The 25,047-nt window shown below is 69.5% G+C and carries 28 protein-coding genes and 2 pseudogenes; 17 read left to right on the top strand and 13 right to left on the bottom strand.

Annotated elements, in window-relative coordinates:
* Window positions 1-20: 20 nt before the first annotated feature.
* From FBY35_RS35245 to FBY35_RS35235, 3 genes are all read right to left on the bottom strand, one after another.
* A complete protein-coding gene (locus FBY35_RS35245; protein ID WP_142217940.1) occupies window positions 21-998 on the bottom strand; it encodes a S1C family serine protease in 978 nt (325 codons plus the stop codon).
* A gap of 405 nt (window positions 999-1,403) precedes the next feature.
* Window positions 1,404-2,426 (bottom strand): LacI family DNA-binding transcriptional regulator, encoded by a 1,023-nt coding sequence (locus FBY35_RS35240; RefSeq protein ID WP_142217939.1) that lies wholly within the window; start codon window positions 2,424-2,426, stop codon window positions 1,404-1,406.
* 24 nt (window positions 2,427-2,450) lie between these two features.
* A complete protein-coding gene (locus tag FBY35_RS35235) occupies window positions 2,451-3,254 on the bottom strand; it encodes a response regulator transcription factor (RefSeq protein WP_142217938.1) in 804 nt (267 codons plus the stop codon).
* A gap of 293 nt (window positions 3,255-3,547) precedes the next feature.
* On the opposite strand from FBY35_RS35235, the pseudogene FBY35_RS35230 reads away from it, so the two are divergent.
* From FBY35_RS35230 to FBY35_RS35200, 8 genes and pseudogenes are all read left to right on the top strand, one after another.
* Window positions 3,548-4,334, top strand: a pseudogene (locus tag FBY35_RS35230) (alpha/beta hydrolase).
* A gap of 33 nt (window positions 4,335-4,367) precedes the next feature.
* Entirely contained in the window at window positions 4,368-4,622 is a 255-nt protein-coding gene (locus FBY35_RS35225; protein WP_142217937.1) for a MoaD/ThiS family protein, read from the top strand.
* Window positions 4,558-5,730, top strand: coding sequence for a hypothetical protein (locus tag FBY35_RS35220; RefSeq protein ID WP_399209414.1), 1,173 nt, complete (start codon window positions 4,558-4,560; stop codon window positions 5,728-5,730). The genes FBY35_RS35225 and FBY35_RS35220 overlap by 65 nt, the downstream gene beginning before the upstream one ends.
* Before the next feature lie 150 nt (window positions 5,731-5,880).
* A complete protein-coding gene (locus tag FBY35_RS35215) occupies window positions 5,881-6,630 on the top strand; it encodes a DUF2993 domain-containing protein (protein ID WP_186357135.1) in 750 nt (249 codons plus the stop codon).
* A 250-nt stretch (window positions 6,631-6,880) separates the two neighbouring features.
* The gene (locus FBY35_RS38165; RefSeq protein ID WP_350310325.1) at window positions 6,881-6,961 is read left to right on the top strand and encodes a putative leader peptide; all 81 of its coding nucleotides are present in this window, start codon (window positions 6,881-6,883) and stop codon (window positions 6,959-6,961) included.
* A 141-nt stretch (window positions 6,962-7,102) separates the two neighbouring features.
* The gene (locus FBY35_RS35210; RefSeq protein WP_142217935.1) at window positions 7,103-7,948 is read left to right on the top strand and encodes a sulfurtransferase; all 846 of its coding nucleotides are present in this window, start codon (window positions 7,103-7,105) and stop codon (window positions 7,946-7,948) included.
* 40 nt (window positions 7,949-7,988) lie between these two features.
* Window positions 7,989-8,276, top strand: coding sequence for a DUF1416 domain-containing protein (locus tag FBY35_RS35205; RefSeq protein WP_142217934.1), 288 nt, complete (start codon window positions 7,989-7,991; stop codon window positions 8,274-8,276).
* A gap of 105 nt (window positions 8,277-8,381) precedes the next feature.
* On the top strand, window positions 8,382-8,639 hold the full coding sequence (locus tag FBY35_RS35200; protein ID WP_142217933.1) for a DUF3099 domain-containing protein: 258 nt from the start codon (window positions 8,382-8,384) through the stop codon (window positions 8,637-8,639).
* Window positions 8,640-8,689: 50 nt separating this feature from the next.
* On the opposite strand, the gene FBY35_RS35195 is transcribed toward FBY35_RS35200, so the two are convergent.
* Entirely contained in the window at window positions 8,690-9,052 is a 363-nt protein-coding gene (locus tag FBY35_RS35195) for a DsrE family protein (RefSeq protein WP_142217932.1), read from the bottom strand.
* 103 nt (window positions 9,053-9,155) lie between these two features.
* Here FBY35_RS35195 and FBY35_RS35190 point away from each other — a divergent pair, with 103 nt between their 5' ends.
* From FBY35_RS35190 to FBY35_RS35160, 6 genes are all read left to right on the top strand, one after another.
* Entirely contained in the window at window positions 9,156-9,926 is a 771-nt protein-coding gene (locus tag FBY35_RS35190; RefSeq protein ID WP_142217931.1) for a hypothetical protein, read from the top strand.
* Window positions 9,923-10,726 carry a hypothetical protein gene (locus FBY35_RS35185; protein ID WP_142217930.1) on the top strand — a complete coding sequence of 268 codons (804 nt, stop codon included), beginning with the start codon at window positions 9,923-9,925 and terminating at the stop codon, window positions 10,724-10,726. The genes FBY35_RS35190 and FBY35_RS35185 overlap by 4 nt, the downstream gene beginning before the upstream one ends.
* Window positions 10,723-11,649 carry a hypothetical protein gene (locus FBY35_RS35180; RefSeq protein ID WP_260848923.1) on the top strand — a complete coding sequence of 309 codons (927 nt, stop codon included), beginning with the start codon at window positions 10,723-10,725 and terminating at the stop codon, window positions 11,647-11,649. Before FBY35_RS35185 ends, FBY35_RS35180 begins: the two co-directional genes overlap by 4 nt.
* Window positions 11,650-11,931: 282 nt before the next feature.
* Window positions 11,932-12,504 (top strand): FABP family protein, encoded by a 573-nt coding sequence (locus FBY35_RS35170; protein WP_142217928.1) that lies wholly within the window; start codon window positions 11,932-11,934, stop codon window positions 12,502-12,504.
* A gap of 100 nt (window positions 12,505-12,604) precedes the next feature.
* Entirely contained in the window at window positions 12,605-13,042 is a 438-nt protein-coding gene (locus FBY35_RS35165; protein ID WP_142217927.1) for a Fur family transcriptional regulator, read from the top strand.
* A gap of 9 nt (window positions 13,043-13,051) precedes the next feature.
* A complete protein-coding gene (locus tag FBY35_RS35160) occupies window positions 13,052-14,017 on the top strand; it encodes a folate-binding protein YgfZ (RefSeq protein ID WP_142217926.1) in 966 nt (321 codons plus the stop codon).
* Window positions 14,018-14,032: 15 nt separating this feature from the next.
* Here FBY35_RS35160 and dtd read toward each other — a convergent pair whose 3' ends face one another.
* Window positions 14,033-14,458, bottom strand: coding sequence for a D-aminoacyl-tRNA deacylase (gene dtd / locus FBY35_RS35155; protein ID WP_142217925.1), 426 nt, complete (start codon window positions 14,456-14,458; stop codon window positions 14,033-14,035).
* 149 nt (window positions 14,459-14,607) lie between these two features.
* Here dtd and FBY35_RS35150 point away from each other — a divergent pair, with 149 nt between their 5' ends.
* Entirely contained in the window at window positions 14,608-15,228 is a 621-nt protein-coding gene (locus tag FBY35_RS35150; protein WP_142217924.1) for a hypothetical protein, read from the top strand.
* Window positions 15,229-15,330: 102 nt separating this feature from the next.
* The gene (locus tag FBY35_RS35145) at window positions 15,331-16,575 is read left to right on the top strand and encodes a GNAT family N-acetyltransferase (RefSeq protein ID WP_142217923.1); all 1,245 of its coding nucleotides are present in this window, start codon (window positions 15,331-15,333) and stop codon (window positions 16,573-16,575) included.
* A 62-nt stretch (window positions 16,576-16,637) separates the two neighbouring features.
* Here FBY35_RS35145 and FBY35_RS35140 read toward each other — a convergent pair whose 3' ends face one another.
* The 3 genes from FBY35_RS35140 to FBY35_RS35130 form a co-directional block, all read right to left on the bottom strand.
* Window positions 16,638-17,144: a DinB family protein gene (locus tag FBY35_RS35140; protein WP_142217922.1), complete on the bottom strand. Its 507-nt coding sequence runs from the start codon at window positions 17,142-17,144 to the stop codon at window positions 16,638-16,640.
* Window positions 17,145-17,241: 97 nt separating this feature from the next.
* Entirely contained in the window at window positions 17,242-19,629 is a 2,388-nt protein-coding gene (locus FBY35_RS35135) for an excinuclease ABC subunit UvrA (RefSeq protein WP_142217921.1), read from the bottom strand.
* A 250-nt stretch (window positions 19,630-19,879) separates the two neighbouring features.
* Window positions 19,880-20,815 (bottom strand): NAD(P)-dependent oxidoreductase, encoded by a 936-nt coding sequence (locus tag FBY35_RS35130; protein ID WP_222123174.1) that lies wholly within the window; start codon window positions 20,813-20,815, stop codon window positions 19,880-19,882.
* 288 nt (window positions 20,816-21,103) lie between these two features.
* Between FBY35_RS35130 and FBY35_RS35125 the strand changes: the two genes are divergently transcribed.
* On the top strand, window positions 21,104-21,448 hold the full coding sequence (locus FBY35_RS35125) for a hypothetical protein (RefSeq protein ID WP_142217919.1): 345 nt from the start codon (window positions 21,104-21,106) through the stop codon (window positions 21,446-21,448).
* A 224-nt stretch (window positions 21,449-21,672) separates the two neighbouring features.
* Here FBY35_RS35125 and FBY35_RS35120 read toward each other — a convergent pair.
* The 5 genes and pseudogenes from FBY35_RS35120 to FBY35_RS35100 form a co-directional block, all read right to left on the bottom strand.
* Window positions 21,673-22,047 (bottom strand): annotated as a pseudogene (locus FBY35_RS35120) (GntR family transcriptional regulator); the annotation flags it as partial.
* Window positions 22,040-22,384 (bottom strand): hypothetical protein, encoded by a 345-nt coding sequence (locus FBY35_RS35115; protein ID WP_260848922.1) that lies wholly within the window; start codon window positions 22,382-22,384, stop codon window positions 22,040-22,042. The gene FBY35_RS35115 and the pseudogene FBY35_RS35120, both read right to left, overlap by 8 nt.
* A gap of 54 nt (window positions 22,385-22,438) precedes the next feature.
* Entirely contained in the window at window positions 22,439-23,176 is a 738-nt protein-coding gene (locus FBY35_RS35110; RefSeq protein ID WP_142217917.1) for a VOC family protein, read from the bottom strand.
* 59 nt (window positions 23,177-23,235) lie between these two features.
* Window positions 23,236-23,730, bottom strand: coding sequence for a GyrI-like domain-containing protein (locus FBY35_RS35105; RefSeq protein ID WP_142217916.1), 495 nt, complete (start codon window positions 23,728-23,730; stop codon window positions 23,236-23,238).
* Between the two features lie 234 nt (window positions 23,731-23,964).
* Window positions 23,965-24,996: an amino acid--tRNA ligase-related protein gene (locus tag FBY35_RS35100; protein ID WP_142217915.1), complete on the bottom strand. Its 1,032-nt coding sequence runs from the start codon at window positions 24,994-24,996 to the stop codon at window positions 23,965-23,967.
* Between the last annotated feature and the right edge of the window lie 51 nt (window positions 24,997-25,047).

Below are 25,047 nucleotides of genomic sequence, written 5' to 3'. Positions count from 1 at the left end.
GGCTTCAGCCTCGCACGCGCTCAGCCGGTGCCGCCGGAGCGCAGGGCGTCGAGGTCGGCCTTGACGGTGTTGACGGGGATGGCGAAGCCGAGCCCGACGCTGCCCGCGGTGGAGCCGCCGGCCGAACTGGGCGAGTACATCGCGGAGTTGATGCCGATGATCTCTCCGTTCATATTGATCAGGGCGCCGCCTGAGTTTCCGGGGTTGAGCGAGGCGTCGGTCTGGATCGCCTTGTACGTCGTCTTCGACGAGCCGGTGTCGCCGTTGAACTGCTGCCCGCCGAACTCGAACGGCCAGCCCTGGCGGGGGTCCTGCTGACCACCCTGGTTCTGCTGCTTCGCGACAGTCACATCGCGGTTCAGAGCGGAGACGATTCCGCTGGTGACGGTGCCGGTCAGGCCTTCGGGAGAGCCGATCGCGACGACCTCGTCACCGACTGCGACCTTGCTGGAGTCGCCGAGGGCCGCGGCCTTGAGGCGGCTCGCGCCCTCCAGCTTGATGAGCGCGAGGTCCTTGTCGGCGTCGGTGCCGACGACCTTGGCGGTGTACGTCTTGCCGCTGCTGAGCCGGACCTTCACGGTGTCGGCCCCGGCGATGACGTGGTTGTTGGTGATGATCTCGCCGTCGGCGGTGATGATCACGCCGGATCCGGTGGACTGCCCGGCGTTGGTGGTCGCGTTGACCTCCACGATGCTCGGTGAGACGGCCTGGGCGACGCCGGCGACGGTGCCCTTGCTGCTCTGGGCGACGGTGGTTCCGGTGACCGCGGGCCCGCCGCCGGCGGTGTCGTTGCCGGTGACCCGCTGCACGAGCACGGAGGCACCGCCGCCGATGACCGCGGCGGCGATGGCGACGGCGGCGATGAGCGCGACGGGCCGCTTGGCCCTGGCCCGCACAGGCGCGGGCTCATGGAACGGCGGCGGCGGGTGGGCGCCCGCGCCGTACGGCTGGTGCTGCGGCGGCCGAGGCTGCTGCGGATAGCTGTAGTTGTCCGTCATGGCGCTTACTGTCGGCCCTGTACATGAGAGCCGCCTGAAGGTGCGCTGAGAAGCCCGACAGAAGAAGGCACCGGGTTCGTGGTTCCGTGGGCCAGGGGGCGTTGGTGGTTGCTGCCGGTGGGGGGTCTCGCGGGCGAATCCCGCCGGCCGCATCGCGGGCTGCCCGGGTCGGTTTCGCGGGCGAATCCCGCGCACCGCAGCGTGTCCGGGTGAGGGGCCGTGAAGGGTCGGCCCCGCAGGCGCTTGGCGGTCAACACCGAGTGACCGATACGGACCCCTCATCGCCGTCGACGCCGAGGAGTCGGGCCCGTAGGGGCTCCGGAACTCGCCAGATGCGGCACCGGCGCACCCGACCGCCCGAGCCCGGGCCACGGCCCCCCGGACCTCACGCCCCCCGCGCGAGCCCTACACGCACCCGCACGACCGGCGGATCACCAATCCCGAGGGGAACTGCTTCACCCTCTCCCGGCGGGACCCCGCCACCCGAAGGCCGTCGTCCAGCACCAGGTCCACCGCCGCCCGCGCCATCGCCGGGCGGTCCGAGGAGACCGTCGTCAGCGGCGGGTCCGTGAGCGCCGCCTCCTTGACGTCGTCGAAGCCCGCGACCGCCAGTTCGCCCGGGACGTCGATCCGCAGCTCCCGCGCCGCCCGCAGTACACCGATCGCCTGGTCGTCCGTCGAGCAGAAGATCGCCGGCGGCCTCTCGGGCCCGGCGAGCAGTTTGAGGGCGACGAGATACGCGTCGTAACGGTTGTAGGGGGCCTGAAACAGCCGACCCTCGACGGGCCGGCCGGACTCCAGCATCGCCCGTCTCCAGCCTTCGACGTGGTCCGCGACCGGGTCGCCGACCGCCGGGGTGTTCTCGACGCCGCCGAGGCAGGCCACGTACGCGTGCCCGTGCTCCAGGAGATGCCGCGTCGCGAGCTGCGCGCCGCCGATGTCGTCGGTCACGACCGCGACGTCGTCGATCGCCTCGGGCCGCTCGTGCAGGAGCACGACCCGCGCGTCCCACGCCTCGATCTCGGCCGCCGCCCGCTCGCTGGGGCCCTGGCTGACCAGGATCAGTCCGGACACCCGCATCCCGAGGAAGGCCCGCAGATAGTGGACCTCTCGCTCGTCGCGGTAGTCGGAGTTCCCGACGAGGACCATTTTTCCGCGCTCGGCCGCGGCCTGTTCCACCGCATGCGCCATCTCGGCGAAGAACGGCTGCCGCGCGTCCGGAACGATCATGCCTATGAGGTCGGTGCGCCGCGATGCCATCGCCTGGGCAACCCTGTCCGGCCGATAGCCCAGCTCCTTGATCGCGGCGAGTACACGCTCGCGCGTGGCCGGGGCGACCGGCCGGGGTCCGTTGTTGATGACATAGCTGACGACCGCGGTCGAAGTCCCCGCCAGTCGCGCCACATCGTCCCGCGTCACCTTGGCCACGCGCGGCAGTCTACGCGGGGTGACCTACCTCTGGGCAGGGCGTACGGCTGCTTCATGGTCCTCGGCCGGTTCCTCCGCACGGGTTACGGGTTCGGCGGCCGTACGGCCGCGCGCGGCCGCGGCTTTCGCCTTGGCCTCCTCCGCCGCGCGTTCGACCTTCTCAGGCGTGACGAAGCGGTAGCCCACGTTCCGCACGGTTCCGATCAGTGACTCGTGCTCCGGGCCGAGCTTCGCGCGCAGGCGCCGCACATGCACGTCCACCGTCCGCGTACCGCCGAAGTAGTCGTAGCCCCAGACCTCCTGGAGGAGCTGCGCGCGAGTGAAGACGCGCCCCGGGTGCTGCGCGAGGTACTTCAGGAGCTCGAACTCCTTGAAGGTCAGGTCCAGGACCCGGCCCTTCAGCTTCGCGCTGTAGGTCGCCTCGTCCACCGAGAGATCGCCGTTGCGGATCTCCATGGGGGAGTCGTCCGAGGTGATCTGCTGGCGGCCCATCGCGAGCCGCAGCCGCGCCTCGACCTCGGCGGGACCCGCTGTGTCGAGAAGCACATCGTCGATGCCCCAGTCCGCCGTGACGGCCGCCAGACCGCCCTCGGTCACCACGAGGATCAGCGGACAGCCGGGCCCGGTGGACCGCAGCAGCTGGCACAGCGACCGCACCTGCGGCAGATCGCGGCGGCCGTCGACGAGGATCACATCGGCACCGGGGGTGTCGACGAGAGCCGGTCCTTCGGCCGGAGCCACCCGGACGTTGTGCAGGAGCAGTCCGAGGGCGGGCAGCACCTCCGTCGACGGCTGGAGGGCATTGGTCAGGAGCAGCAGAGAACTCATCGCGCCCCACCTGCCCGGGTCGTCCTGCGGTTGTGCACGGTTCGCTCGCCCATAACGTCGGTTCCTCCTCGGTCCCTGCGAGGACGTTGCGGCACTGCTTCGTACGGTGGCTCCCGCGCCCTGAGAGCCTTGTTCACCTGCCTGTAACAACGGCCGGAAAACACGAAAGGACCCGGGGGCGTCGTTGCCCGGATCCTCTGCCCAGCAGAATAACCCACATGAGTTCCCTGTCAGAGGGTCCATTTCACACTTCGGACGTCTCCTCGACCACTGACGGTCCTCGGCGCGCCATCCTGAGGACCGCTGACGGCGTCCGTATCGAGGCTGTGTACGAGCCGTGCACCGCCGGTGCCGGTGAGACCGCGATCGTCGTCGCGCACGGCTTCACGGGGTCCGTCGACCGGCCGTCCGTACGCCGTGCCGCGCGGGTGTTCGCGCAGCGTGCCGCCGTGGTCACCTTCTCCTTCCGGGGCCACGGAGGCTCCGGCGGGCACTCGACGGTCGGCAACCGCGAGGTGCTCGACCTTGCGGCCGCGGTCGAGTGGGCGCGTGGATTCGGTCACACACGGGTGGTGACGGCCGGATTCTCGATGGGCGGCTCCGTGGTGCTGCGCCACGCGGCGATGCACGAAGTGGAGGTCCCCCCGTGCCCGCAGGGGCACAAGGGGGCGCACAGAGGCAACTCGGGGTCTTCCAAGCTCGAGAACGGACGCGGTCGCGGCCGTCAGTGCTCCCGCTCGTTGGTACTACCGCGGTACAGCACCTATGAGGCGGCTGCATTGGGTGGTTACGCGTCCGCTCGGCCGGCTCGTCGGCCGCTACGGCCTGGCCACCCGTATCCATCCCGGGGTGTGGGACCCGGTCCCGCTCTCCCCGGTGGAGTCCGTGCCGCTCATCGCGCCCACACCCCTGCTGATCGTCCACGGCGACCGGGACCCGTATTTCCCGCTCGACCACCCCCGGATGCTGGCCGCGGCGGGTGACGCCGAACTGTGGCTGGAGCGGGGAATGGGACATGCAGAGAACGCGGCCGACGAGGAGCTGCTGGCCCGCCTCGCCGACTGGCTGATCCGCGCGTAGCCCATCATGGAAGCCGACGAAAGGAGTGCCGTCATGGCAGCGGGAACGATCCGCTACTGGGCCGCGGCCAAGTCAGCGGCCGGGGTCGCGGAGGAGGCGTACGCGGCGGGAACGCTCGCCGAGGCGCTCGAAGCCGTGCGTGAACGGCATCCCGGAGAACTGACGCGCGTACTGCAACGGTGTTCGTTCCTCGTCGACGGTGACCCCGTCGGCACGCGCGGTCATGAGACCGTACGGCTTGCCGAGGGCGGCACGGTCGAGGTGCTCCCGCCGTTCGCAGGAGGGTGAAGCGCACAACATGAGCAGCGATCAGCAGTATCCGTACGGGCAGCAACAGCAGCCGTACCCGGAGCAGCAGCCGTATCAGCAGCAGTACCAGGACCCCTACCAGCAGCCGGTCTACGACTCGGGCTCCACGCAGACCTGGGAGGCGGAGACCTGGGACACGCAGTACCAGCCGGTCGTGCAGCACGCACAGCCCGTGCAGGCCCCGGCACCGGACGCCCAGTATCTGCCGCCGCAGGCCGCCTACCCGCTGCCGCCGGAGGCCCCGGCTCGTTCGCCCGAACCCGCGGCTGCGTACGAGCCGCCCGCCGCCGCCGACGGATACGGCGTCCCCACCACCGTCGGCAACGCTCGGATCACCGACGCCCAGCGCGCCCGCGCCGAGGGACGCTCGCCGATCATCCCGCCGGGCACCCAGCCCGCCGGGCTGACCGCCGCCCTCGGAATGCTGTTCGCCGTGTGCGTGGCCATCGGCCCGTACGCCCTGCTCCTGCCGCTCGTCCTGCTCCAGGCACTCACCGCCGCCGGCTGGTTCCGGCTGAACGGCATGTGGCCCGCCCGGCAGGGCATCGCGCTCGCCTTCGCGGGCGGCCTCGCCGCCGACGTCGTACTGCTCTCCGTGGGCCGCGAGCACGCGCCCGCCGCGATCATCGGCACGCTCGGCGTCTGGGTGCTGCTCACCCTCGTACTGCAGCTACGCAGCCACGCGGGCGCCGACGAGCGGATGTACGGCCTGATGGCGACCGTCGCATCGGCCGCGCTCGCCATCCTCGCCACCGGACATCTCGCCGCAGCGGACGAAGCCGTGGTCATCGGCGGGATCTCGGTCGCCGTGACAGTCCTGGCCCGCGCGCTGCCCCTGCAGGGTGCCGCATCCGTCGTGCTCACACTGCTGGCCGCGGCCGGAGCCGGGATCGCGGGCGGCGGTCTGACCGGCATCGGCGCCGAGGGTGCCCTGCTCGGACTCGCCGCGGGTGTCTGCGCGCTGGTCGGACTCCGGGTCGCGAGCTACGACTACCCCTCCCGCTTCGTCCACATGACGGCGGGTGTTGCCCTGCCCCTGACCGCCGCTGCCCCCGCCGTCTATCTCATCGGCCGCGCCCTGGTGTGAGCCGCGCCCCGGTGTGACCTGCGCGGCACTCCCGCCAGGAACCAAAGCCCCTGCCCCGATCGTCGATCATTCGACAGCGGGCGGCGTCCGCACTGGTTAGGCTCGCGGCGTCACGGGGGGCCGGACGGACTGGGTGGGGGACAGCGAGCAATGCGCGCACTGCGAATACTGCTGATCGTCGTGGTGATCCTCGGCGGCATCTTCGTCGCCGCCGACCGGATTGCGGTGAACATGGCCGAGTCCGAAGCGGCCGACAAGATCAAGAGCAGTCAGGGGCTGAGCTCGACCCCCGAGATCTCGATCAAGGGCTTCCCCTTCCTCACCCAGGTCATGGGCAAGGAACTCGACGAGGTCGATGTCAGCCTCGCGGGCATCACCGCCACCGCGGGCGGCCGCTCGGTCAACGTCACCGAGGTCAGGGCCGAGCTGCGCAGCGTGAAGATCGACAGCAGCTTCTCCTCCGCCGTCGCGGACCGGGCCGACGGTTCCGCCCGGATCTCCTACGCCGATCTGACGAAGGCCGCGCCCCAGGGTGCCACCGTGAGCTACGCGGGACCCGAGCGGGCCGCGAAGGGCCAGGTCAAGGTCACCGGGCCGCTCACCGACCTGCTGGAGGGCGCGGGCATCCAGGTGCCGGGCGCCTTCAAGGGCCTGCTCAAGGGCCGCACGGTCGCCGCGTACAGCACGGTCGCGCTCAAGGGCGGCAGCACGGTCCAGCTGAAGGCCGAGCCGCTGCCGAGGCTGCCGCTGCCGGGCTTCGACGCGAAGCTGCGGAAGGTCATCGACTACGACCTGAAGATCGCCGGGATGCCGTCGAGCGTCAAGCTCGACAAGGTCGAGGCGACGGACGCGGGCCTGCGCTTCTCGGGCATGGGCACGAACGTCTCCCTGGCGGGCTAGCGTCTCCCCGGCGGGCCGGCGCCTCCCTCCCTGACAGGCCGGGCGTCTCCCTGACGGGCCGGCAAGGTCTGCCGTCGGCCGCATGGTGAGACGCCCCCGTTCGCTGGGTAGAAAGCACACGGACGGATTCTGCGCCAGGGGCGGGTCGGGGCCGTCCGGGCCCATCTCTCGTACCACATAGTGGACGATCGCGTCTCAGTATCCGACACGCCGGTGACATGGCGGCCGAACCGTCCCTACGATCGGACGCATGAAGCGACAGGCGGATCTCACGAAGCGGCGGGCAGTAGACCTGTGCCGCGTCGCCGCCATGCTCTGTCGCACCTTCTGAGCGGGAGCACGACTTCCCGCATCCCCCGGGCCCTTCGACTGTTGTCAGGGCCACCCCTCGTGCCGGTAAGCCGCGCGCTGCGCCTACCTGCACACCCTCTCTTCGCATCACCCGCCGCACCTGCCCCGGAGGAGAAAGAGCATGAGCCGCAGCGACGTCCTGGTAGACGCCGACTGGGTCGAGGCCCACATCGAGGACCCGAAGGTCGTCATCGTCGAGGTCGACGAGGACACCTCCGCGTACGACAAGAACCACATCAAGAACGCCGTCCGGATCGACTGGAAGAGCGACCTCCAGGACCCGGTCCGCCGTGACTTCGTCGACCAGGAGGGCTTCGAGAAGCTCCTGTCGGCCAAGGGCATCGCCAACGACGACACCGTCGTCCTCTACGGCGGCAACAACAACTGGTTCGCCTCGTACGCCTATTGGTACTTCAAGCTCTACGGCCACGACAGCGTCAAGCTCCTCGACGGTGGCCGCAAGAAGTGGGAGCTCGACTCCCGCGACCTGGTCGACGGCTCCGAGGTCCCGAGCCGCCCGGCCACCCAGTACAAGGCCAAGGCCCAGGACACCTCCATCCGCGCCTTCCGCGACGATGCCGTCGCCGCGATCGGCAAGCTGAACCTGGTCGACGTGCGCTCCCCCGACGAGTTCAGCGGCAAGCTGCTCGCCCCGGCGCACCTTCCGCAGGAGCAGTCGCAGCGCCCGGGCCACGTCCCGACCGCGCGCAACATCCCGTGGTCCAAGAACGCCAACGACGACGGCACGTTCAAGTCGGACGACGAGCTCAAGGCGCTCTACGCCGAGGAGCAGGTCGACCTGGCGAAGGACACCATCGCGTACTGCCGCATCGGTGAGCGCTCCGCGCTGACCTGGTTCGTCCTGCACGAGCTGCTCGGCGTCCAGAACGTCAAGAACTACGACGGCTCCTGGACCGAGTACGGCTCCCTCGTCGGCGTGCCGATCGAGCTCGGCGCCAACAAGTAATCCCTCTCCCCTCCCTCCCCGCTCACAAAGGACAGCCTCTATGTGTGGAGCAAAGGCCGGCGGCCCCGACGCTTCGACGATCAAGCCCGGCGAGACGACCATCCAGGGCAGCGTGACCCGTGACGGCGAGCCCGTCACCGGCTACGTGCGCCTGCTGGACTCGACCGGCGAGTTCACCGCCGAGGTCCCGACCTCGGCGACCGGACAGTTCCGCTTCTACGCGGCCGAGGGCACGTGGACGGTGCGCGCGCTCGTCCCGGGCGCCACGGCGGACCGTACGGTCGTCGCGCAAACCGGTGGCCTGGCCGAGGTGGCCATCGCCGTCTGAGTCATCTCGTACTGGCCGAAGGGCCGCACCCCAGGGGGTTGGACGCTTTCCTGGAACCGGGTGCGGCCCTTCGGTCGTGCCGGTTTCCGGTCGTACGCTGAAGACATGTACGCGCGGCGCCGTCACGCCTACTTCCTGATGATGGGCGGATGCCTGGTCCTGTTCGTGTCCGCCTGGGCTTTTGTGCGTCTGTGGTCGGTCCCCGCCGCCGTCGGCATGTGCGTCGTCGCCATGGTCATCCCGCCGATCGCCGCGATGGTCGCCAATGCGCGCGGGCCCGAGGACCGCTGGTGGGACGATCCGTCCGGGGATCCGAAGTCCGACGAGTGGTGGGACGAACTCGACGGCAAGAAGCGACCCTAGGTCGCCACCAGGAGGTACGGCGGGGCGTCGGGCGCCCTTTTCGGCAGCCGTCAGTAGACGAGCGCCTGGACGCCGTCCGGCATGATCTCGCTGACGAAGACCTGCGCGCCCGCGATCCGTACGCCGTCGAGCACATCGTTCTCCGTGATGTCCCGCCGTGCCGCGCACTGGGTGCAGAGCGTGATCTGTCCCGCCGCCAGAATCGAATCGATCAGATCGGGCAGGGGCGCCGCATGCGGCAGCTCGAACTCCGCTGCCCGGCCGGGCAGCGCGAACCACGAGGACTCGCCGGTCAGCCAGAGCGACACCTCCACCCCGCTGGCGACGGCGACGGCCGCCACCGTGAAGGCCTGCGAGCAGCGTTCGGGCGCGTCGGCGCCGGCGGTCACCTTGATCACGAGCTTCTTCGACATGCCCGAACTGTAATCCCGGGCCGCACAACCCCGTCCGTACCTCGGTGGTCTGTGCTGTGCACAGGTAACGGGATCTGTGTCTCATGTCCCGTGGGGGGACCTTTTGGATACGCCAGAAATACGTCCTGAGCGGCAGAAACCGCCTCGCCCGCCGCGCAGGCGGGGCCGTACGACCCTACTGATCGCGGGCGCGGCGGCGCTCGGTGTGGTCTCCGGTGTCGTCACCGGTTACGCGGTCCAGTTCGACCGTGAGCCGACTCCGCTGCCGCCGCTGTCGCAGCCGGACCTGCGTGACTCGAAGACTCTTCCGGCCGGCCCGGGTACCACAGCGCAGTCGGTCAATGTGAACCGCCGGGTCAAGACAGACGGCGATCTGCGCAAGCTGCTGCTGAAGAAGCCGAAGGGCGCCAAGGCCGCCACGTCGCTGTCCGACGGCTGGACGAGCCTCGTCGAGTACTCGGGTGCCTACGACAAGCCCGACCGCATGTTCCAGGAGATGGTGAACGACGATTCCCGCCGGATCGCCACGGCCTCCTGGGAGGAGCGTGGCGAGGTCTTCGTCACCGTCAACCTGATCCAGTTCCGCGACGACGACGTCCTCGCCGCCCGTGAGTGGGGCAGCGGCCAGCAGGGTTACATGGCCATGGAGGGCCACGCCGGAAACAGCGGCCGGCCGATCCCCGGCAGCGGCAACGGACGGGTCTACGTCTACGACAAGCCGATCCGCCAGGCCGGTTACGAGCCGCTCTACCGGGCCAGGGTCATCGCCCAGCGCGGTGATGTCGTCATGGAGATCTGGTACCTGAACAACGCCCGCGAAGTCTCCGCGAAGGCCGTGATGTCCCTCGCCAAGCAGCAGTTGGAGCGTCTGTGACCGAGCAGCCGGCCACCCCCGGGACTCCGGAGTCCGAGGAATCGGCCCCGGAAATACTCGCCACCCCCAAGGAGCCCCGCCGCATCAACCGCAGGCTGGTCGTCGGCATGTGTGCCGTGCTCACTCTGGCGGTCGTCGCGGGCGGCAGCCTCTGGGCACTGGACAGGCTCGGCGAAGCCGACCGCACCGCGCCCACCGTCGTCTGGGCGGAGCCGAAGGGCCGGTCCGCGGGTGACGACAAGGCCACGCCGCCCAAGGGGCTCGCCGCCCGGTTGCTGCCGGTGCCGGACGGGTACGAACCGGGCCCGGACATCGGCGAGTACGGGAATGACACCGTCCTCAACAAGAGGCAGGCCATCGCCGTGTTCAAGGATGGCGGGCGCGGTCTGCCCTCCGATCAGCGCAATCAGAGCAACAAGGCGATCGACAAGCTGAACCTTCAGGGTGTCGCGATGCGCAGCTACCGGATCAGCAAGGGCGGGCTCGTCATCGAGACCCGGCTCGCGCAGATCCGGAACGCCGGGAAGGGCCGCGAACTGGCGAACTTCCAGAGCGAGTTCGCGGACGCTCTCGGCATCTTCCGCAAGGGGCCCGCGATCCAGGGCTTCAAGAACGCCCGGTGCTTCCTGATGCCCAAGGCCTCCAAGGCGAAGCTCGACGCCATGTTCTGCAGCGCCTACCAGGGCGATGTGCTGGTGAGCGCGACCGCGTACGGCGTCAAGCCGCTCGACACCAAAGAGGCAGTGACGATGCTCTCCAAGCAGCTCGAACTTCTGAAGTCTCCCGGGGAGTACGTGTGACCGGTCAGATGCCCAATACGCCGCCGACGCCCCCGCTGCCGGATGCTCCGCCGGAGCCTGAGCCCGGTGCGGCGCCCGTGCCCGAGGCGCAGCCGGAGCCCGCGCTCGACGAGGTGGCCGCGACCGCGACCGCGACCGAGGTCGCGCCCGAGCCCGCGCCCAAGTCCGAGCGCCGGAGACTGCGTGCTGCACTGCGCTGGACCGCCGCCGTGCTCGTCTTCGCCACCCTCGGTGCCGGTGCCGCATACGGCATCACCGAGCAGGCCCGTACCGACGTCCCCGGCCTCAGCACCAAGGACGACGGCCGCTGGGTCTATCCGAAGCTGACGATGCCGGCACTTCCGGCGGGCGCCGGGCTGCCGTTCGACAAGGGCAACACAGGTCAGATCCACTACGCGGGCCTGGGCGCGCTGCTGCTTCCGGCGCCCGAGGGCGCGAAGGTCGCCCCGGCGGCCGGCAAGAACCTCGTGTCGGCGGACCGCTTCCTCTCGGAATACCCCGAGGAGGACCGGGACGGCATGAAGGAGGACCTCACCGACGGTGGTCTCCTGGACATCGCGGCCCGCAGCTGGACCATGCCGGATGCCACCTCGACCCGGATCTACCTGGTCCGCTTCCGGTCGGGCGGCTTCGCCCGCGCGTTCAACATCAATCACCTCGGAGGGGACCTCAACGCCACCTATCCGGTCAACGGTGTCGAGGACACCGCGCCGATGGACGAGTCCTACCCGGCCGATGCGACGGTCCCCTCGACGGAGCACATGCTGTACGACGAGGCGGCACCCCATGGCCCCCTTCACGTCCGGCACGCGTACATCACGGCGGGCGACACGATCGCGCTGATCGTCCAGTCGAGGAAGGGCACGGCCGCTGCCGTCCCCTTCCACCAGACCGTCATCCTGCAGAACCAGCTCCTCGGCTAGGTTCGGTCCGGTCGGCCGCAGGCTCTGAGGCCGACACGACCCCGCCGGCCCGCTTGCCGCACCTCACGAAGAGGGCCGGGCGCCCACCCATTAGGCTGGGCCCCGGCCCTTTTACCGCTCACCCGCTCACCCGAGGAGCACCCCGTGCTTGAGGCATTCTTCGAAGCCCTTCTGGCCCTGGTCTGCGTCGGCGTCGTCGCCTTCGCCGGTCTGACCGTGAAGAAGCTGTACCAGGGTCAGCGCTAGTCACACCCGTATCTCTACAGATCGCCAGAGCTGCTCATGATCGAGATTCCGTCCGACCTGAACCCGGACCTCGTCCCCCTCGCATTCCTCCTCGGTACCTGGGAGGGCGTGGGCGTTTCCGATTTCCCGGGGGCCGAGAAGTGCAACTTCGGCCAGTCCGTCACCTTCAGCCACGACGGCCGGGACTTCGTCGAGTACGTCTCCCACACCTGGGTCCTCGACGCCGAGGGCAGCAAGGTCAAGGCCCTGGAGTCCGAGTCCGGCTACTGGCGTATCGACTCCGACCGCAAGATCGAGATCGTCATGGCCCGTGACCAGGGCGTCGTCGAGGTCTGGTACGGCGAGCTCGCCGAGAAGAAGCCGCAGATCGACCTGGTGACGGACGCGGTGGCGCGTACCAGTGCCTCCGGCCCGTACAGCGGTGGCAAGCGGCTGTATGGCTATGTGAAGGGCGACCTGATGTGGGTGGGCGAGAAGTCCACGCCGGAGGTCCCGCTGCGGCCGTACATGTCGGCGCACCTGAAGAAGGTCCTCTCCCCGGAGCAGGTCGAGGCGTGGGCCAAGGACCTGGGCGACCTCCCCGACGACGGAATCGCCTTCTTCAAGTAGCGAAATAGCCGGTAGCGACTCCTCGGTGGCCCTGGCCCGCGGTCAGGGCTGCCTCTGTGGACAAAGCCCGCTGCAATGCCGCCCCGCCTACACTGGTTCCGTGGTGAGCACCGACTGGAAGAGCGACCTGCGGCAGCGTGGCTACCGGCTGACCCCACAGCGTCAGCTTGTCCTCGAAGCCGTCGACAAGCTTGAGCACGCGACGCCCGACGACATCCTCTCCGAAGTGCGCAAGACCGCGTCCGGCGTGAACATCTCCACCGTCTACCGCACCCTGGAGCTCCTCGAAGAGCTCGGCCTGGTCTCCCACGCCCACCTCGGCCACGGCGCCCCCACCTACCACCTCGCCGACCGCCACCACCACATCCACCTGGTCTGCCGGGACTGTACGAATGTGATCGAGGCGGATGTCGAAGTCGCGGCGGACTTCACCGCGAAGCTGCGCGAGACTTTCGGCTTCGAGACGGACATGAAGCACTTCGCGATCTTCGGCCGCTGCGAGACGTGCACCGCCGAAGCGACGGCTACCGAGTCGTAGGCTTACCGCATGAAAAGCCCTCTGCTGTCCCTGCCGGGCGCCGTCGCCGCCGAAGGACATGACGAAGGAGTCGCCGCGCACTACGGCGACCTGTTCCGCGAACAGCGTGCCCTCGCGGACGGCACCGGCCTCGTCGACCTCTCGCACCGCGGTGTCGTCACCGTCACAGGTGACGACCGGCTGAGCTGGCTGCATCTGCTGCTCACCCAGCATGTGAGCGAACTCCCGCCGGGGCAGGCCACCGAGGCGCTGATCCTCTCCGCGCACGGCCACATCGAGCACGCGCTGTATCTCGTCGACGACGGCGAGACGGTCTGGGCCCATGTCGAGCCCGGCACTCAGGAGGCGCTGATCGGCTACCTGGAGTCGATGAAGTTCTTCTACCGGGTCGAGGTGGCCGACCGCACCGAGGACTTCGCCGTGGTGCATCTTCCCGCCGGCTCCATCGCCAAGGCGCCCGAGGGTGTGGCCGTACGGGAGACCGCGCACGGCCGCGATCTGTTTCTGCCGCGCGCCGGCCTGGAGCCGTACGCGGCTCAGAACGGCCCGGCGATCGGGATCCTGGCGTACGAGGCGCTGCGCATCGAGAACCACCGCCCCCGCCTCGGCTTCGAGACCGACCACCGCACCATCCCGCACGAGGTGGGCTGGATCGGCAGCGCGGTCCACCTCCAGAAGGGCTGCTACCGCGGCCAGGAGACCGTCGCACGTGTCCACAACCTGGGGAAGCCGCCGCGTCGCCTGGTCTTTCTGCACCTGGACGGCAGCGAGGTGCACCTGCCGCCCCACGGGACCCCGCTCCGGCTCGCGTCGGACGGCGCGGAGGGCCGCCAGCTGGGCTTTGTGACCACGTCCGCCCGCCACCACGAGCTCGGCCCGATCGCCCTGGCGCTCGTCAAGCGCAATGTGCCCGTGGACGCGGAGCTGCTGGCCGGAGACACGGCGGCGGCGCAGGAACCCGTCGTCGAGCCGTAGCTCCGGCCTCTCGCCCTAGACCTCGATGATCACGGTGAACGGGCCGTGGTTCGTGAGCGAGACGCGCATGTCCGCCCCGAACCGGCCCGTCCGTACCGTCGCGCCCAGCGCCCGCAGTTGTGCCACCACCTCGTCGACCAGCGGCTCGGCCACCTCACCGGGCGCGGCCGCGTTCCAGGTGGGGCGGCGGCCCTTACGGGCGTCCCCGTAGAGAGTGAACTGCGAAATCACCAGCAAGGGCGCATTCACGTCCGAGCAGGACTTCTCCCCCTCCAGAATCCGCACCGACCAGAGCTTGCGGGCCAGCTGCGCCGCCTTCTCCTCGGTGTCCTCGTGGGTGACTCCCACCAGCACACACAGTCCTTCGCCGACGATCTCGCCGACCGTCTCGCCCGCCACGACGACGCTCGCGCCGTCCACCCTCTGCACCACCGCACGCATACAGACCAACCTATCTGGGGCTGAACGGGTGCAGAGCACCTGCGTCAGGTGCGCAGGGAGTGGCACGATGCATGAAGGCGGTGCTTCCCCCGGGCTCTCCGGGCCCGGGGGAGACCACATGCACCGGTCGAGGGGACGGACATACGCATATGAGCACTTCTGGCGCCGGGCAGCCGCTGCCCGGTCCCGTAACCACGCCTGCATCCTGGGTCGGGACGACGTGTGCGGTGCGGCCGCCCGTGCAGCGCATCTCCGGCGCCCTGCCGGAGCCCCCGCACTACGACCTCCCCGCCCTCCGGCTGCCCGAACTGCGCACCCTGCGACGCGACTCGCATCGCGACGAGGCGGATCTGAGCTATGTACGACGGCTGCTGCAGGGACGGATCGACATCCTGCGGGCCGAACTGTCCCGGCGCAGCGACCCGCAGGCCCCGGTCGTCCCTGAATCCCCGGTCGTGGACCGGCTGTCGGAGATCCTGGCGGACGCGCCCTCGCGGCATCGCTCCTCCGCCCGCCATGTCACGCTCTCGACGCCGCACAACGAGGAGTACCGGCGGCTTGCCGCCGACATGCTCGCCGATGTCGAGCTCTCGGATCTCGACGCCCGTACGGACGAGGAACTGCACGCGGCGATGGGTCGGCTGATCCGTTACGAACAGCAGGTCTCCCGCCGCCGTCAGCTGCTCCAGCGGACCGCGGACGACTGCAGCGCGGAGATCGCCCGCAGGTACCGAGAAGGCGAAGCGCAAGTGGACGACCTGCTCACCTGACGCGACTGATCGCACCACGTCTTCCGGGAGCGGGTCCACGCCCCGGAGGGCCGGGTCAAAACTCGGATGCGGGCCGGTCGGCGTTCGGCCTAGCGTGGCCGCATGAGCGTCGAAACCCGCGTCATCGCCGAGTCCGAGTACCCCGACTGGCTGCGAGCACTGAACACAGGCTTTCTGCGGCCGCCGGTGATCTCGGACGAGGAGGTCGCGTCGCGTCGGCCGCACACTGACCTCGCGCGGGTGCGCGGCGCGTTCGACGAAGGCCGCTGCGTTGCGACGTTCCGCTCCTTCGAGCAGCAGCTCACGACCGTGGGCGGCGCCGCGCTCCCCGCGAGCGCCGTCTCGAACGTCACGGTCTCGCCCACCCACCGCCGCCGTGGTCTGCTCAGCCGCATGATGGCCGCGGACCTCGCCGAGGCGAAGGAACGCGGCGACGTCGTGTCCACGCTGATCGCCGCTGAGCACCCGATATACGGGCGCTACGGGTTCGGCCCCGCCACCTGGGTGACCGAATGGGCGGTCGACGTCCCCCGCACCGGCCTCGACCGCCGTTGGTCGGGCCCCGCCGACGGCGGCCGTATCGACCTGGTGGACGGCGCCGACGTACGCAAACTCGGCCCGGACCTGCATGCGCGGTTCGCGGCCGTGCAGCCGGGCGCGGTGAGCCGCAGCGAGCGCTGGTGGCAGCAGAACACGGGCCAGGTACAACTGCCCGGCCAGCCCTGGACGGAGCCCTACTACGCGGTCTACCGCTCCGCGTCCGGAGAGATCGAGGGCCTGCTCGCCTATGAGTCGGACGACAAGTGGGGCGACGCCAAGCAGCCGCTGAACACCGCGACGGTGCGCGAACTGCTGGCGCTGACGCCTGCCGCCGAGCGCGCGCTGTGGCACTACGTTTGCTCGGTCGACTGGATAACCACGGTCAAGTCGGGCCACCGCGCTCCGGACGACCTGCTGCCGCTGCTGCTCCCGGACCCGCGCGCGGCGCGGATCCTGACGCACGCGGACTTCCTGTGGGTGCGGATCCTGGATGTCGTACGGGCTCTGGAGGCGCGTACGTACGCCACGGCCGCGACCCTGGTCCTGGATGTCCAGGACTCCGCGGGCCTTGCGGGCGGCACCTTCCGGCTGGACGCCTCACCGGAGGGGGCGGCGTGCGCCCCGTCGGTCGAGTCGCCCGATCTGACGCTGGATGTACGGGAGTTGGGCGCGCTGTACCTGGGTGACGAGTCGGCGGTCAGGCTTTCGGCACTGGGTCTGGCGGCCGAGGGAACGCCGGGCGCTGCGGCCGTGGCGGACGGATTGTTCCGTACGTCGCGACGGCCCTGGTGCCCGGACGTGTTCTGACGTCCGGACCAGGTCTCCGCCGCCGCCCGCTGCCGGCGGAACTGGTGGGCGGGTAGCCGCGATCAGGCGCCGACGGTCCCGTCGATGCCTTCGCGCAGGAAGTCGGCGTGGCCGTTGTGGCGGGCGTATTCATGGATCAGGTGCAGCATCACCAGCCGCAGCGACACGTCCTCGCCCCATCTGGCCTGGTAGCCGGTCACATCCAGCGACTTCGCCTGCGCCTCGATCCGGCGCGAGTGCTCGACCTCCGACTGCCAGGCCTCGAAGGCTTCCGAGCGGGTCGACGCGCTCGCGTCGTACGCCACCTGGTAGTCGTTCTCGTCCGACCAGACGAGCGGTATCTCCTCACCGTTGATCACGCGGCGGAACCAGGTCCGCTCCACCTCGGCCATGTGCCGCACCAGTCCGAGCAGCGAGAGCGTCGACGGCGGCATCGACTGCCTGCGCAGTTCCTCGTCGCTCAGCCCCTCGCACTTCATGGCGAGCGTCGCGCGGTGGAAGTCCAGAAAGGCCCTGAGCGTCTCGCGCTCGCTTCCGGTGAGGGGCGGGCCGATGCGTTCGTCGGTCACTTCGGATTCCTTTCGGCGCAGGGAAACTTCGCTGCTTTTCTCAGCTGGTGATTCTTGAGATGAGAGAACGCGTCTCACGGTGTCCGCGAGGCCTCGGTCAGCTGCTGACGTAGGCCGCGAGGTGCTCGCCGGTGAGGGTGGAGCGGGCGGTGACGAGGTCGGCGGGGGTGCCCTCGAAGACGATCTTGCCGCCGTCGTGGCCGGCGCCGGGGCCGAGGTCGATGATCCAGTCGGCGTGCGCCATGACCGCCTGGTGGTGCTCGATGACGATGACCGACTTACCGGCGTCGACGAGCCGGTCGAGCAGGCCGAGCAACTGCTCGACGTCGGCGAGGTGCAGGCCGGTGGTCGGCTCGTCGAGGACGTAGACGCCGCCCTTCTCGGCCATGTGGGTGGCCAGCTTGAGCCGCTGACGTTCGCCGCCGGACAGTGTGGTGAGCGGCTGGCCGAGGCTGAGGTAGCCGAGCCCGACATCGGCGAGCCGGCCGAGGATGCGATGCGCGGCAGGCGTGTGCGCGTCGCCGTCGCCGAAGAACTCCTCCGCCTCGGTCACCGACATCGCGAGCACCTCGCTGATGTCACGGCCGCCGAGGTGATAGTCGAGGACCGAGGCCTGGTACCGCTTGCCTTCGCACTCCTCGCAGGTGGCGGTGACGCCGGCCATCATCCCCAGGTCGGTGTAGATGACGCCCGCGCCGTTGCAAGTGGGGCAGGCGCCCTCGGAGTTGGCGCTGAACAGCGCCGGCTTCACGCCGTTGGCCTTCGCGAACGCCTTGCGGATCGGGTCGAGCAGACCGGTGTATGTCGCCGGGTTGCTCCGCCTGGAGCCGCGGATCGCAGTCTGGTCGACCGACACCACACCCGCGCCGGGCGGGATCGAGCCGTGGATCAGCGAGCTCTTGCCCGAGCCCGCGACGCCGGTGACCACGCAGAGCACCCCGAGCGGGACGTCGACGTCCACGTCCTGCAGGTTGTGGGAGGTGGCGCCGCGGATCTCCAGCGTGCCGCTCGGCGTGCGCACCTGCGGTTTGAGCGACGCCCGGTCCTCGAGATGGCGGCCGGTGATCGTGTCGCTGGCCCGCAGCCCGTCGACGGTGCCCTCGAAGCACACGGTGCCGCCCTCGGTCCCCGCGCCGGGGCCGAGGTCGACGACATGGTCGGCGATCGCGATGGTCTGCGGCTTGTGCTCCACCACCAGCACCGTGTTGCCCTTGTCCCGCAGTTGCAGCAGCAGGTCGTTCATCCGCTGGATGTCATGGGGGTGCAGGCCGATGGTGGGCTCGTCGAAGACGTAGGTCGTGTCGGTGAGCGAGGAGCCGAGGTGGCGGATCATCTTGACCCGCTGCGCCTCGCCGCCGGACAGCGTGCCGGACGGCCGCTCCAGTGAGAGGTAGCCGAGGCCGATCTCCACGAACGAGTCGAGGCTGTGCTGCAGTGCGGTGAGCAGCGGTGCCACCGACGGCTCTTTGAGACCGCGGACCCACTCGGCCAGGTCGCTGATCTGCATCGCACAGGCGTCGGCGATGCTGATCCGCTTGATCTTCGACGACCGGGCCCCCTCGCTGAGCCGGGTTCCGTCGCACTCGGGGCAGGTGGTGAACGTCATCGCCCGCTCCACGAACGCCCGGATGTGCGGCTGCAGCGCGTCGATGTCCTTGGACAGGAACGACTTCTGGATCTTCGGGATCAACCCCTCGTACGTCAGGTTGATGCCCTCGACCTTGATCTTGGTCGGTTCCTTGTGGAGGAGGTCGTGGAGCTCCTTCTTGGTGTACTTGCGGATCGGCTTGTCCGGGTCGAGGAAGCCACAGCCGGCGAAGATGCGGCCGTACCAGCCGTCCATGCTGTAGCCGGGGATGGTGAGCGCCCCCTCACCCAGCGACTTGCTGTCGTCGTAGAGCTGGGTCAGGTCGATGTCGGAGACCGTGCCCCGGCCCTCGCAGCGCGTGCACATGCCGCCGGTGCGGGTGAAGGTCGCTTTCACCGCCTTCTTGGCACCGCGCTCGACGGTGATCGCACCGCTCGCCCGGACCGAGGGGACGTTGAAGGAGTACGCGCCGGGCGGGCCGATGTGCGGCCGCCCGAGCCGGCTGAAGAGGATGCGCAGCATCGCGTTGGCGTCGGTGGCGGTGCCGACGGTGGAGCGGGGGTCGGCGCCCATCCGCTCCTGGTCGACGATGATCGCGGTCGTGAGGCCGCCGAGTACGTCGACCTCGGGCCGCGCCAGCGTCGGCATGAAGCCCTGCACGAAGGCGCTGTAGGTTTCGTTGATCAGCCGCTGCGACTCCGCGGCGATGGTGTCGAACACCAGAGAGCTCTTGCCCGAGCCGGAGACGCCGGTGAACACCGTCAGCCTGCGCTTGGGGATCTCGACGCTGACGTCCTTGAGGTTGTTCACGCGCGCGCCGTGCACGCGGATCAGATCGTGGCTGTCGGCAATGTGCGGCGCAGGCGACTGAGTGTCCGCCCTCTTGGCCGTGCTCATCGTGTCTCCATCTTTTGCGCAGGGCAGGTTTCGCGGTGTCCGTCGGCGCCGCCTGGCTCGGTCTGATCAGCTTCGAGCGTACGTCCGGTTCCCGTTCTCTTCGGGGAGATGCGGAAACAGCGGTACGAGGTGGTCTGCGCACGCGGGTTGCAGCCGGTGTGCGCGGCGACCGCCCGTCGAGTACGTCGAGCGTCAGGGCATCGAGCACCTTGCCGTCCCGATCGCGGAGGATCAAACTCCTCGGTCCGGGTCACCCCAGGTTCTCCCGGAAGCCCTGGCGCCACGACGGATAGCGCAGCTCCCAGCCGAGCTCCCGCTTGGCCTTGGCGTTGGAGAAGCCGCGCCCCTCGGTCATCATCGTCACCACCAACTCCCCGGCCACCAGCCGGGCCAGCCACTTGGGGATGCGCAGCGGCGGCTTCGCCCCCGCGCACGCAGCCACATAAGGCAGCCACTCGCTGGCCGGGGCGGGCTCGTCGTCGACGATGCTGAACACACCCTTCGCCTTCTGCTCCACGGCCAGGACGGTGGCGCTCGCCGCGTCGTCGAGATGCACCCAGGACGTGTAGCCGGTGCCTCCCCCGACCAGCGGGAACTGCCGCTTGCGCACGAACCCGACGAGGTCGTCGGTGGCGCCCGGCCCGTAGAACCCGCCGTAGCGCAGGACCGCGCCGCCGGCTTTGACGACCACGTCCTCGAGGTGGCTGATCGCCTCCGCCGCTGTGCGGAACTTCCCCGTCTCCAAGGGCAGCGGATCCTCCTCCGTCTTCACCCATCCACCCTCGCGGGCGCCGTTCCAGATGCCGGCGCTCTGCGCGACGACGTGGGGTACACCGGTTGCCTCGGCGGCGGCCAGCAGATGGTCCGTCCCCTCGGAGCGCAGCCGATTGGTGGTGGCGAAGAATCGATCGAAGTGCCTCATATTGGGCTTGCCGGCGTGCGCCGGGGAAATTGCCGTCATCTGGTTGACGATGACGTCCGGCCGGGCGGCCGCCACCGCTTCACCGACGGACATCGCATCCAGCCCGTCCATCACGACGCCGTCCGCCCCCAGCTGCTCCAGCACGCCCAGCTTCGCCGCGCTCGTGGTCGAAGCTGTCACCTGGTGGCCACGGGCCACGAGCTGCGGCACCAGCCGCTTCCCCATGACCCCGCTCCCACCTGCCACGAACACCCGCATGACCATCACCCTCCTGATTCCGGATTCTGTCTCTGCAACTACAGACGAGACAGCCCGACCGTCTGTGACATGCGAGGGGTGACCCATCTCGCCGAAGGTGAGGCAGGGCAGCACTCCGACACGGCCCCGACCAGTCCTGCAGTCCCGGGAACCATGTACCAGACCTCCATATGTCCAAGATCCCACCCAAGTTGGATCTTTTCGCGGCCCGCGACGGGAAGGATTTCTGCCCAGGATGCGCATCCCCGCAGGCCGGACCGACCTGCGGCATCTCTGCAGATCCCGGGGAGGATCGTGAACCTCAAGAAGCTCGCCGCCGCCACTGTCGGCGTCGGCATGACCCTGTCGGCCACCGTGGTCGGTTTTGCAACACCGGCCGCGGCCACACAGACGTGCAACACCTGGAAGTCCGGCGACCGCGCGACCGGTTACGCCAAGTGCTCCGGGGGAAACACCCGCTTCAGCGAGCACCGCGTGAAGGTGGTCTGCATCTCCCCTCGCGGGACGCAGCACACCATCTACGGCGCCTGGGTCAGCACCCGCAACAAGAAGACGTCGAAGGCCGTCTGCACCACCGACCCGGTGCGCACGGGCATCGAGGTCTACCGGCTCAGCGTCGAGACGAACGAACCGTTCTGATCGGGCCCGTCGCCCACCGGTGAGAAACGCATGGAGAGCCCCTGCCGCCACTGGCCGGGGGCTCGGCCGTATCGCGGCGACTGGACCGGCGCACCAAGCAGCACCGTCCGGCTTACGCCTGCTGCTCATGCCCTGTTTCTCAGGCCTGTGACATGCGCCGAAGCCTCGGCCGTCCTGAGGCCACCCGCTCCGTCGGCGGCGGTGGCCGAAGAGGAGGCGGACCCCGGGTCCAGGGCGTCACGGACGGCGGTCAGGATGTCCTCGGTGTCGGCGCCGAGCGCTCGGGCAGCGGAGGTGAAGTCACGGGCCAGAGTGGTGAGTTGGTCGATGTCGTGGGCGTGCGGCTCGGGCGGGAGTGCCGCGACCCGGGTGCCCGCGCCGCGGCGGGTGCGGATCAGCGCGGCGCCCTCCAGCTCGCGGTAGGCGCGGGCCACGGTGCCCGGCGCCAGACTGAGGTCGGCGGCGAGCTGGCGCACGGTCGGCAGGCGCTCGCCCTCGGCCAGCCGGCCGGTGCGGATCAGCGCGGCCAGCTGTGCACGGATCTGCTCGTACGGCGGTACCTGGCTGGTGGTGTCGACGCGGACGGCGGGGTCACTCATCGTCGTACGTCCCGTCGTCGGCTGCCTCGTCGTCGACTGCCCGGGGTGCCACCACGGTGACCAGGGACCATCCGAAGGTGAACAGGCTCAGCAGGCCCAGGGGGCAGGTCACCACGATGGTGGCGGCGCCCAGCGGGCCCGCGCAGGCCGTCTCCTCAGTGAGTGCGACGAAGATCATCAGAACGACGAGCAGCACCTGGCTCGACACCAGCAGCCCCCAGGCTCCGGTGATCGCCCACGCGCGGTCGCGGCGCTGCTGGTCGTCGCCCGGGCTGTGGGCGATACGGCGCAGGGCCCAGACGCAGACCGGGGTTCCGACCGCGAGGGCGGCGAACATCGGGCCGCTTGATACGGACGGACTCCCGTACCGGGGCGTCGTCAAGACTCCGCGTCAGGACCGGGCGAGGACACAGAACTCGTGGCTCTCCGGGTCGGCCAGGCACGTCCACGGGACGTCGCCCTGGCCGACGTCGAGGTCGGTGGCGCCGAGGGCCCGCAGCCGGGCCACCTCCGCCGCCTTGTCGTCACCGGGGTCCGGCACCAGGTCAAGATGGACGCGGTCCGGCACAGTCTTCACGCCGGTGCGGACGAACTCGAGATACGGGCCCACGCCCTTGGCGGAGCGCCACACCGCGTGATCGTCGGTCACCTCGTGCAGGGTCCAGTCCATCGCCTCGTCCCAGAACCGGGCCATGGCCCGGGGATCCGCGCAGTCGACCACCACACGGGCGATCGGCCCGGTGTCCCGGTAGATCTCCCGAGGCTCCAGCACACAGAACTCGTTGCCCTCCGGGTCGGCGAGGACCGTCCACGGCACCTTGCCCTGGCCCACGTGGGCGGGTGTCGCGCCGAGGGTTTTCAGGCGCGCGACCAACTCCGCCTGATGCGCCGCGGAGGCGGTGGCGAGATCGATGTGCACACGGTTCTTTGTCGTGGTCTTGGGTTCCGGGACGGCAATGACGTCGACGCAGACGCCGACCGGGTCCAGCCAGTCGAAGCCGACGGGTTGAGCGGCGGTCGCGCCGGGTTCCGAGCTGGTAGCACGCCAGCCGAGCGCCTCCGCCCAGAACCGGCCGACCGCCGAGTCATCAAGAGCCTTTATGTTCACCAGGACAGGTCGCAGCGTCATGCCGGAGATCCTTGCACCCGCTCTGCAACGACGTCCGCTCGAATCCCTGTTGCGGTCCGTCAGTCCGCCACTGGCCAGTTGAGCTCGGTACGCAGGTCACGCGGGTCCATGTCCGGGGACGGCTGCGTGACGTAGGTTTCCCACCTGTCCTCCCCGGCGGCCAGTCCACGCAATCGCATCCAGGAGTGCAGCCGTTCCCAGGAGGAACCGAGGCCGTCGAACGACCCGATGTGCGTCAGCCGCGCGACCCGCCCTCCGGGAAGCGAACCGACCACGACCCCGGCCTCCGGCTGCACCGCCCGGTCCGTGACGAACCCGACCTCCAGGTCCAGGGTCTGACCCGGCGACCCGTGGTAGAGGCCGAAGGCGGGGCTCAGCATGGTGATCCGCTGCGCCTCGATGGTCCGGGCCAGGGCACTGAAGGAAGAATCGAAGAAGTTCCGCAGGTCGGCCATCGGGACGATTCCACGGACAACCGCTGTCGTCGCCGAGGCCAGATTCACAAGCTCCGGCTCCGCGGCAGGGGCCTCGCTGTCGGATCTGTGACTGTTCATGCCGCTCCCATCCAATCCCATCAAGTTCCAGGGCCATCCAGGACGTGTAGATGTCCCCTCTCAGTGAAGGTGAACCACGCCGAGGCCGTGGCCAGAGATGGGCCACTTTGAGTGAGACGCGATGCGGCCCGGCGTCTCAGTCAATCTGAGAATTGCCGAGCGGTGGCACCCGCCCGCCGGCACGGGCCGTGGCCCTGCGCACCAGGTGTGTGCGGGGCCACGGCCTCCGGCCGGTCAGGGCAGGATGTTTGCGCCGTTGAAGCGCAGCAGCAGGGCGAGGTCACGGATGTCGTCGTGCTGGGTCGCCCAGAGCAGGAACCGCTCGACGCCCAGCCCGAAGCCGGAGGTTCGCATCGGGTGGCGCTCGTTCATGGTGACGTACCACTCGTAGGCGGCCTCGGGAACCTCGTGCACGTCGAGGGCGCGGCGCAGGTCGGCGACGTCGGTGTGGCGCTCGCCCGCGCCGACCGTCTCGCCGACGCCGAACAGCAGGTCGGCGCTCAGCGCCTTGGTCGGGTCCTGCGGGTCGAAGGCCTGGTAGAAGGGCACGCTCAGGTGGTCGGGGTGGGTCAGCCAGACGTACCCGCCGAACTTGTCCATCAGGACGCGCTCGCCCTCGCGGGTGAGGCTCCGGCAGCCGGGCTCCAGCTCCTTGACGGCTCCGGGCAGGTCCTTCAGGATCCCGTAGGCCTCCTCGAAGGCGATCCGGGGCAGCGGGCCGCTGCCGGCCAGCTCCTCCAAGTGGTGCACCGTCCCGGCCATCCCGGTCACAGCCTCGCGGCCGTGGGTGAGCAGGGCTCCGGCCAGGTGCCGCAGATAGGCCTCGACCACCTCCATCATGTCGTCGAGGCCGCCCGCTATCTCCGCCTCACTGTGGAAGAACTGGCACAGGTGGGTCTCGTCCGCCGCCTCGCCCCGGAAGGACGGCATCAGGTAGTAGGAGCCCTCCGGGGCTAGCCGGCAGCCGAACTCCAGGACGAACTGCATCGAGTCGGCAAGGTAGGTGGGGACGCCCTCGAGTTCGACCTTGACGGGCGAGCTGTCGCTCCCCCGCCCCATCGGGCTGGAGATGGATCCGGTGGTGACCGGGAGGTGCAGGTTGCGCGCACCCCGCTTGGTCCAGAAATCCGTGGTGCTGTGCGTGACGACGTCCTGAAGGACCGCCAGATTGCGGTACCACGGGTTCTCCAGAACGGTCAGGTAATGCTTTTCCGGGGTGGTCCAGGAACGAGGGGCCTCGACGGCCCCGCCGGGGATGATGGACATTCACGTCCTCCAGTGATCTGGTACGGGTTACCGCACGGTGAATTTCGTCGA

This window comes from Streptomyces sp. SLBN-118 (genome assembly GCF_006715635.1).
GTDB lineage: Bacteria > Actinomycetota > Actinomycetes > Streptomycetales > Streptomycetaceae > Streptomyces.
Note: the sequence above shows the minus strand (reverse complement) of the source record. Positions and strands in the feature narration are given on the sequence as shown.

Coding starts and splice junctions, on each gene's coding strand:
- FBY35_RS35105 (WP_142217916.1), bottom strand. CDS start 23,730: ATGAACAGTCACAGATCCGACAGCGAGGCCCCTGCCGCGGAGCCGGAG.
- FBY35_RS35210 (WP_142217935.1), top strand. CDS start 7,103: ATGAGCCGCAGCGACGTCCTGGTAGACGCCGACTGGGTCGAGGCCCAC.
- dtd (WP_142217925.1), bottom strand. CDS start 14,458: ATGCGTGCGGTGGTGCAGAGGGTGGACGGCGCGAGCGTCGTCGTGGCG.
- FBY35_RS35215 (WP_186357135.1), top strand. CDS start 5,881: ATGCGCGCACTGCGAATACTGCTGATCGTCGTGGTGATCCTCGGCGGC.
- FBY35_RS35135 (WP_142217921.1), bottom strand. CDS start 19,629: ATGAGCACGGCCAAGAGGGCGGACACTCAGTCGCCTGCGCCGCACATT.
- FBY35_RS35130 (WP_222123174.1), bottom strand. CDS start 20,815: ATGGTCATGCGGGTGTTCGTGGCAGGTGGGAGCGGGGTCATGGGGAAG.
- FBY35_RS35200 (WP_142217933.1), top strand. CDS start 8,382: ATGTACGCGCGGCGCCGTCACGCCTACTTCCTGATGATGGGCGGATGC.
- FBY35_RS35235 (WP_142217938.1), bottom strand. CDS start 3,254: ATGAGTTCTCTGCTGCTCCTGACCAATGCCCTCCAGCCGTCGACGGAG.
- FBY35_RS35205 (WP_142217934.1), top strand. CDS start 7,989: ATGTGTGGAGCAAAGGCCGGCGGCCCCGACGCTTCGACGATCAAGCCC.
- FBY35_RS35110 (WP_142217917.1), bottom strand. CDS start 23,176: ATGACGCTGCGACCTGTCCTGGTGAACATAAAGGCTCTTGATGACTCG.
- FBY35_RS35160 (WP_142217926.1), top strand. CDS start 13,052: ATGAAAAGCCCTCTGCTGTCCCTGCCGGGCGCCGTCGCCGCCGAAGGA.
- FBY35_RS35100 (WP_142217915.1), bottom strand. CDS start 24,996: ATGTCCATCATCCCCGGCGGGGCCGTCGAGGCCCCTCGTTCCTGGACC.
- FBY35_RS35220 (WP_399209414.1), top strand. CDS start 4,558: ATGAGACCGTACGGCTTGCCGAGGGCGGCACGGTCGAGGTGCTCCCGC.
- FBY35_RS35150 (WP_142217924.1), top strand. CDS start 14,608: ATGAGCACTTCTGGCGCCGGGCAGCCGCTGCCCGGTCCCGTAACCACG.
- FBY35_RS38165 (WP_350310325.1), top strand. CDS start 6,881: ATGAAGCGACAGGCGGATCTCACGAAGCGGCGGGCAGTAGACCTGTGC.
- FBY35_RS35225 (WP_142217937.1), top strand. CDS start 4,368: ATGGCAGCGGGAACGATCCGCTACTGGGCCGCGGCCAAGTCAGCGGCC.
- FBY35_RS35195 (WP_142217932.1), bottom strand. CDS start 9,052: ATGTCGAAGAAGCTCGTGATCAAGGTGACCGCCGGCGCCGACGCGCCC.
- FBY35_RS35245 (WP_142217940.1), bottom strand. CDS start 998: ATGACGGACAACTACAGCTATCCGCAGCAGCCTCGGCCGCCGCAGCAC.
- FBY35_RS35170 (WP_142217928.1), top strand. CDS start 11,932: ATGATCGAGATTCCGTCCGACCTGAACCCGGACCTCGTCCCCCTCGCA.
- FBY35_RS35115 (WP_260848922.1), bottom strand. CDS start 22,384: ATGTTCGCCGCCCTCGCGGTCGGAACCCCGGTCTGCGTCTGGGCCCTG.
- FBY35_RS35145 (WP_142217923.1), top strand. CDS start 15,331: ATGAGCGTCGAAACCCGCGTCATCGCCGAGTCCGAGTACCCCGACTGG.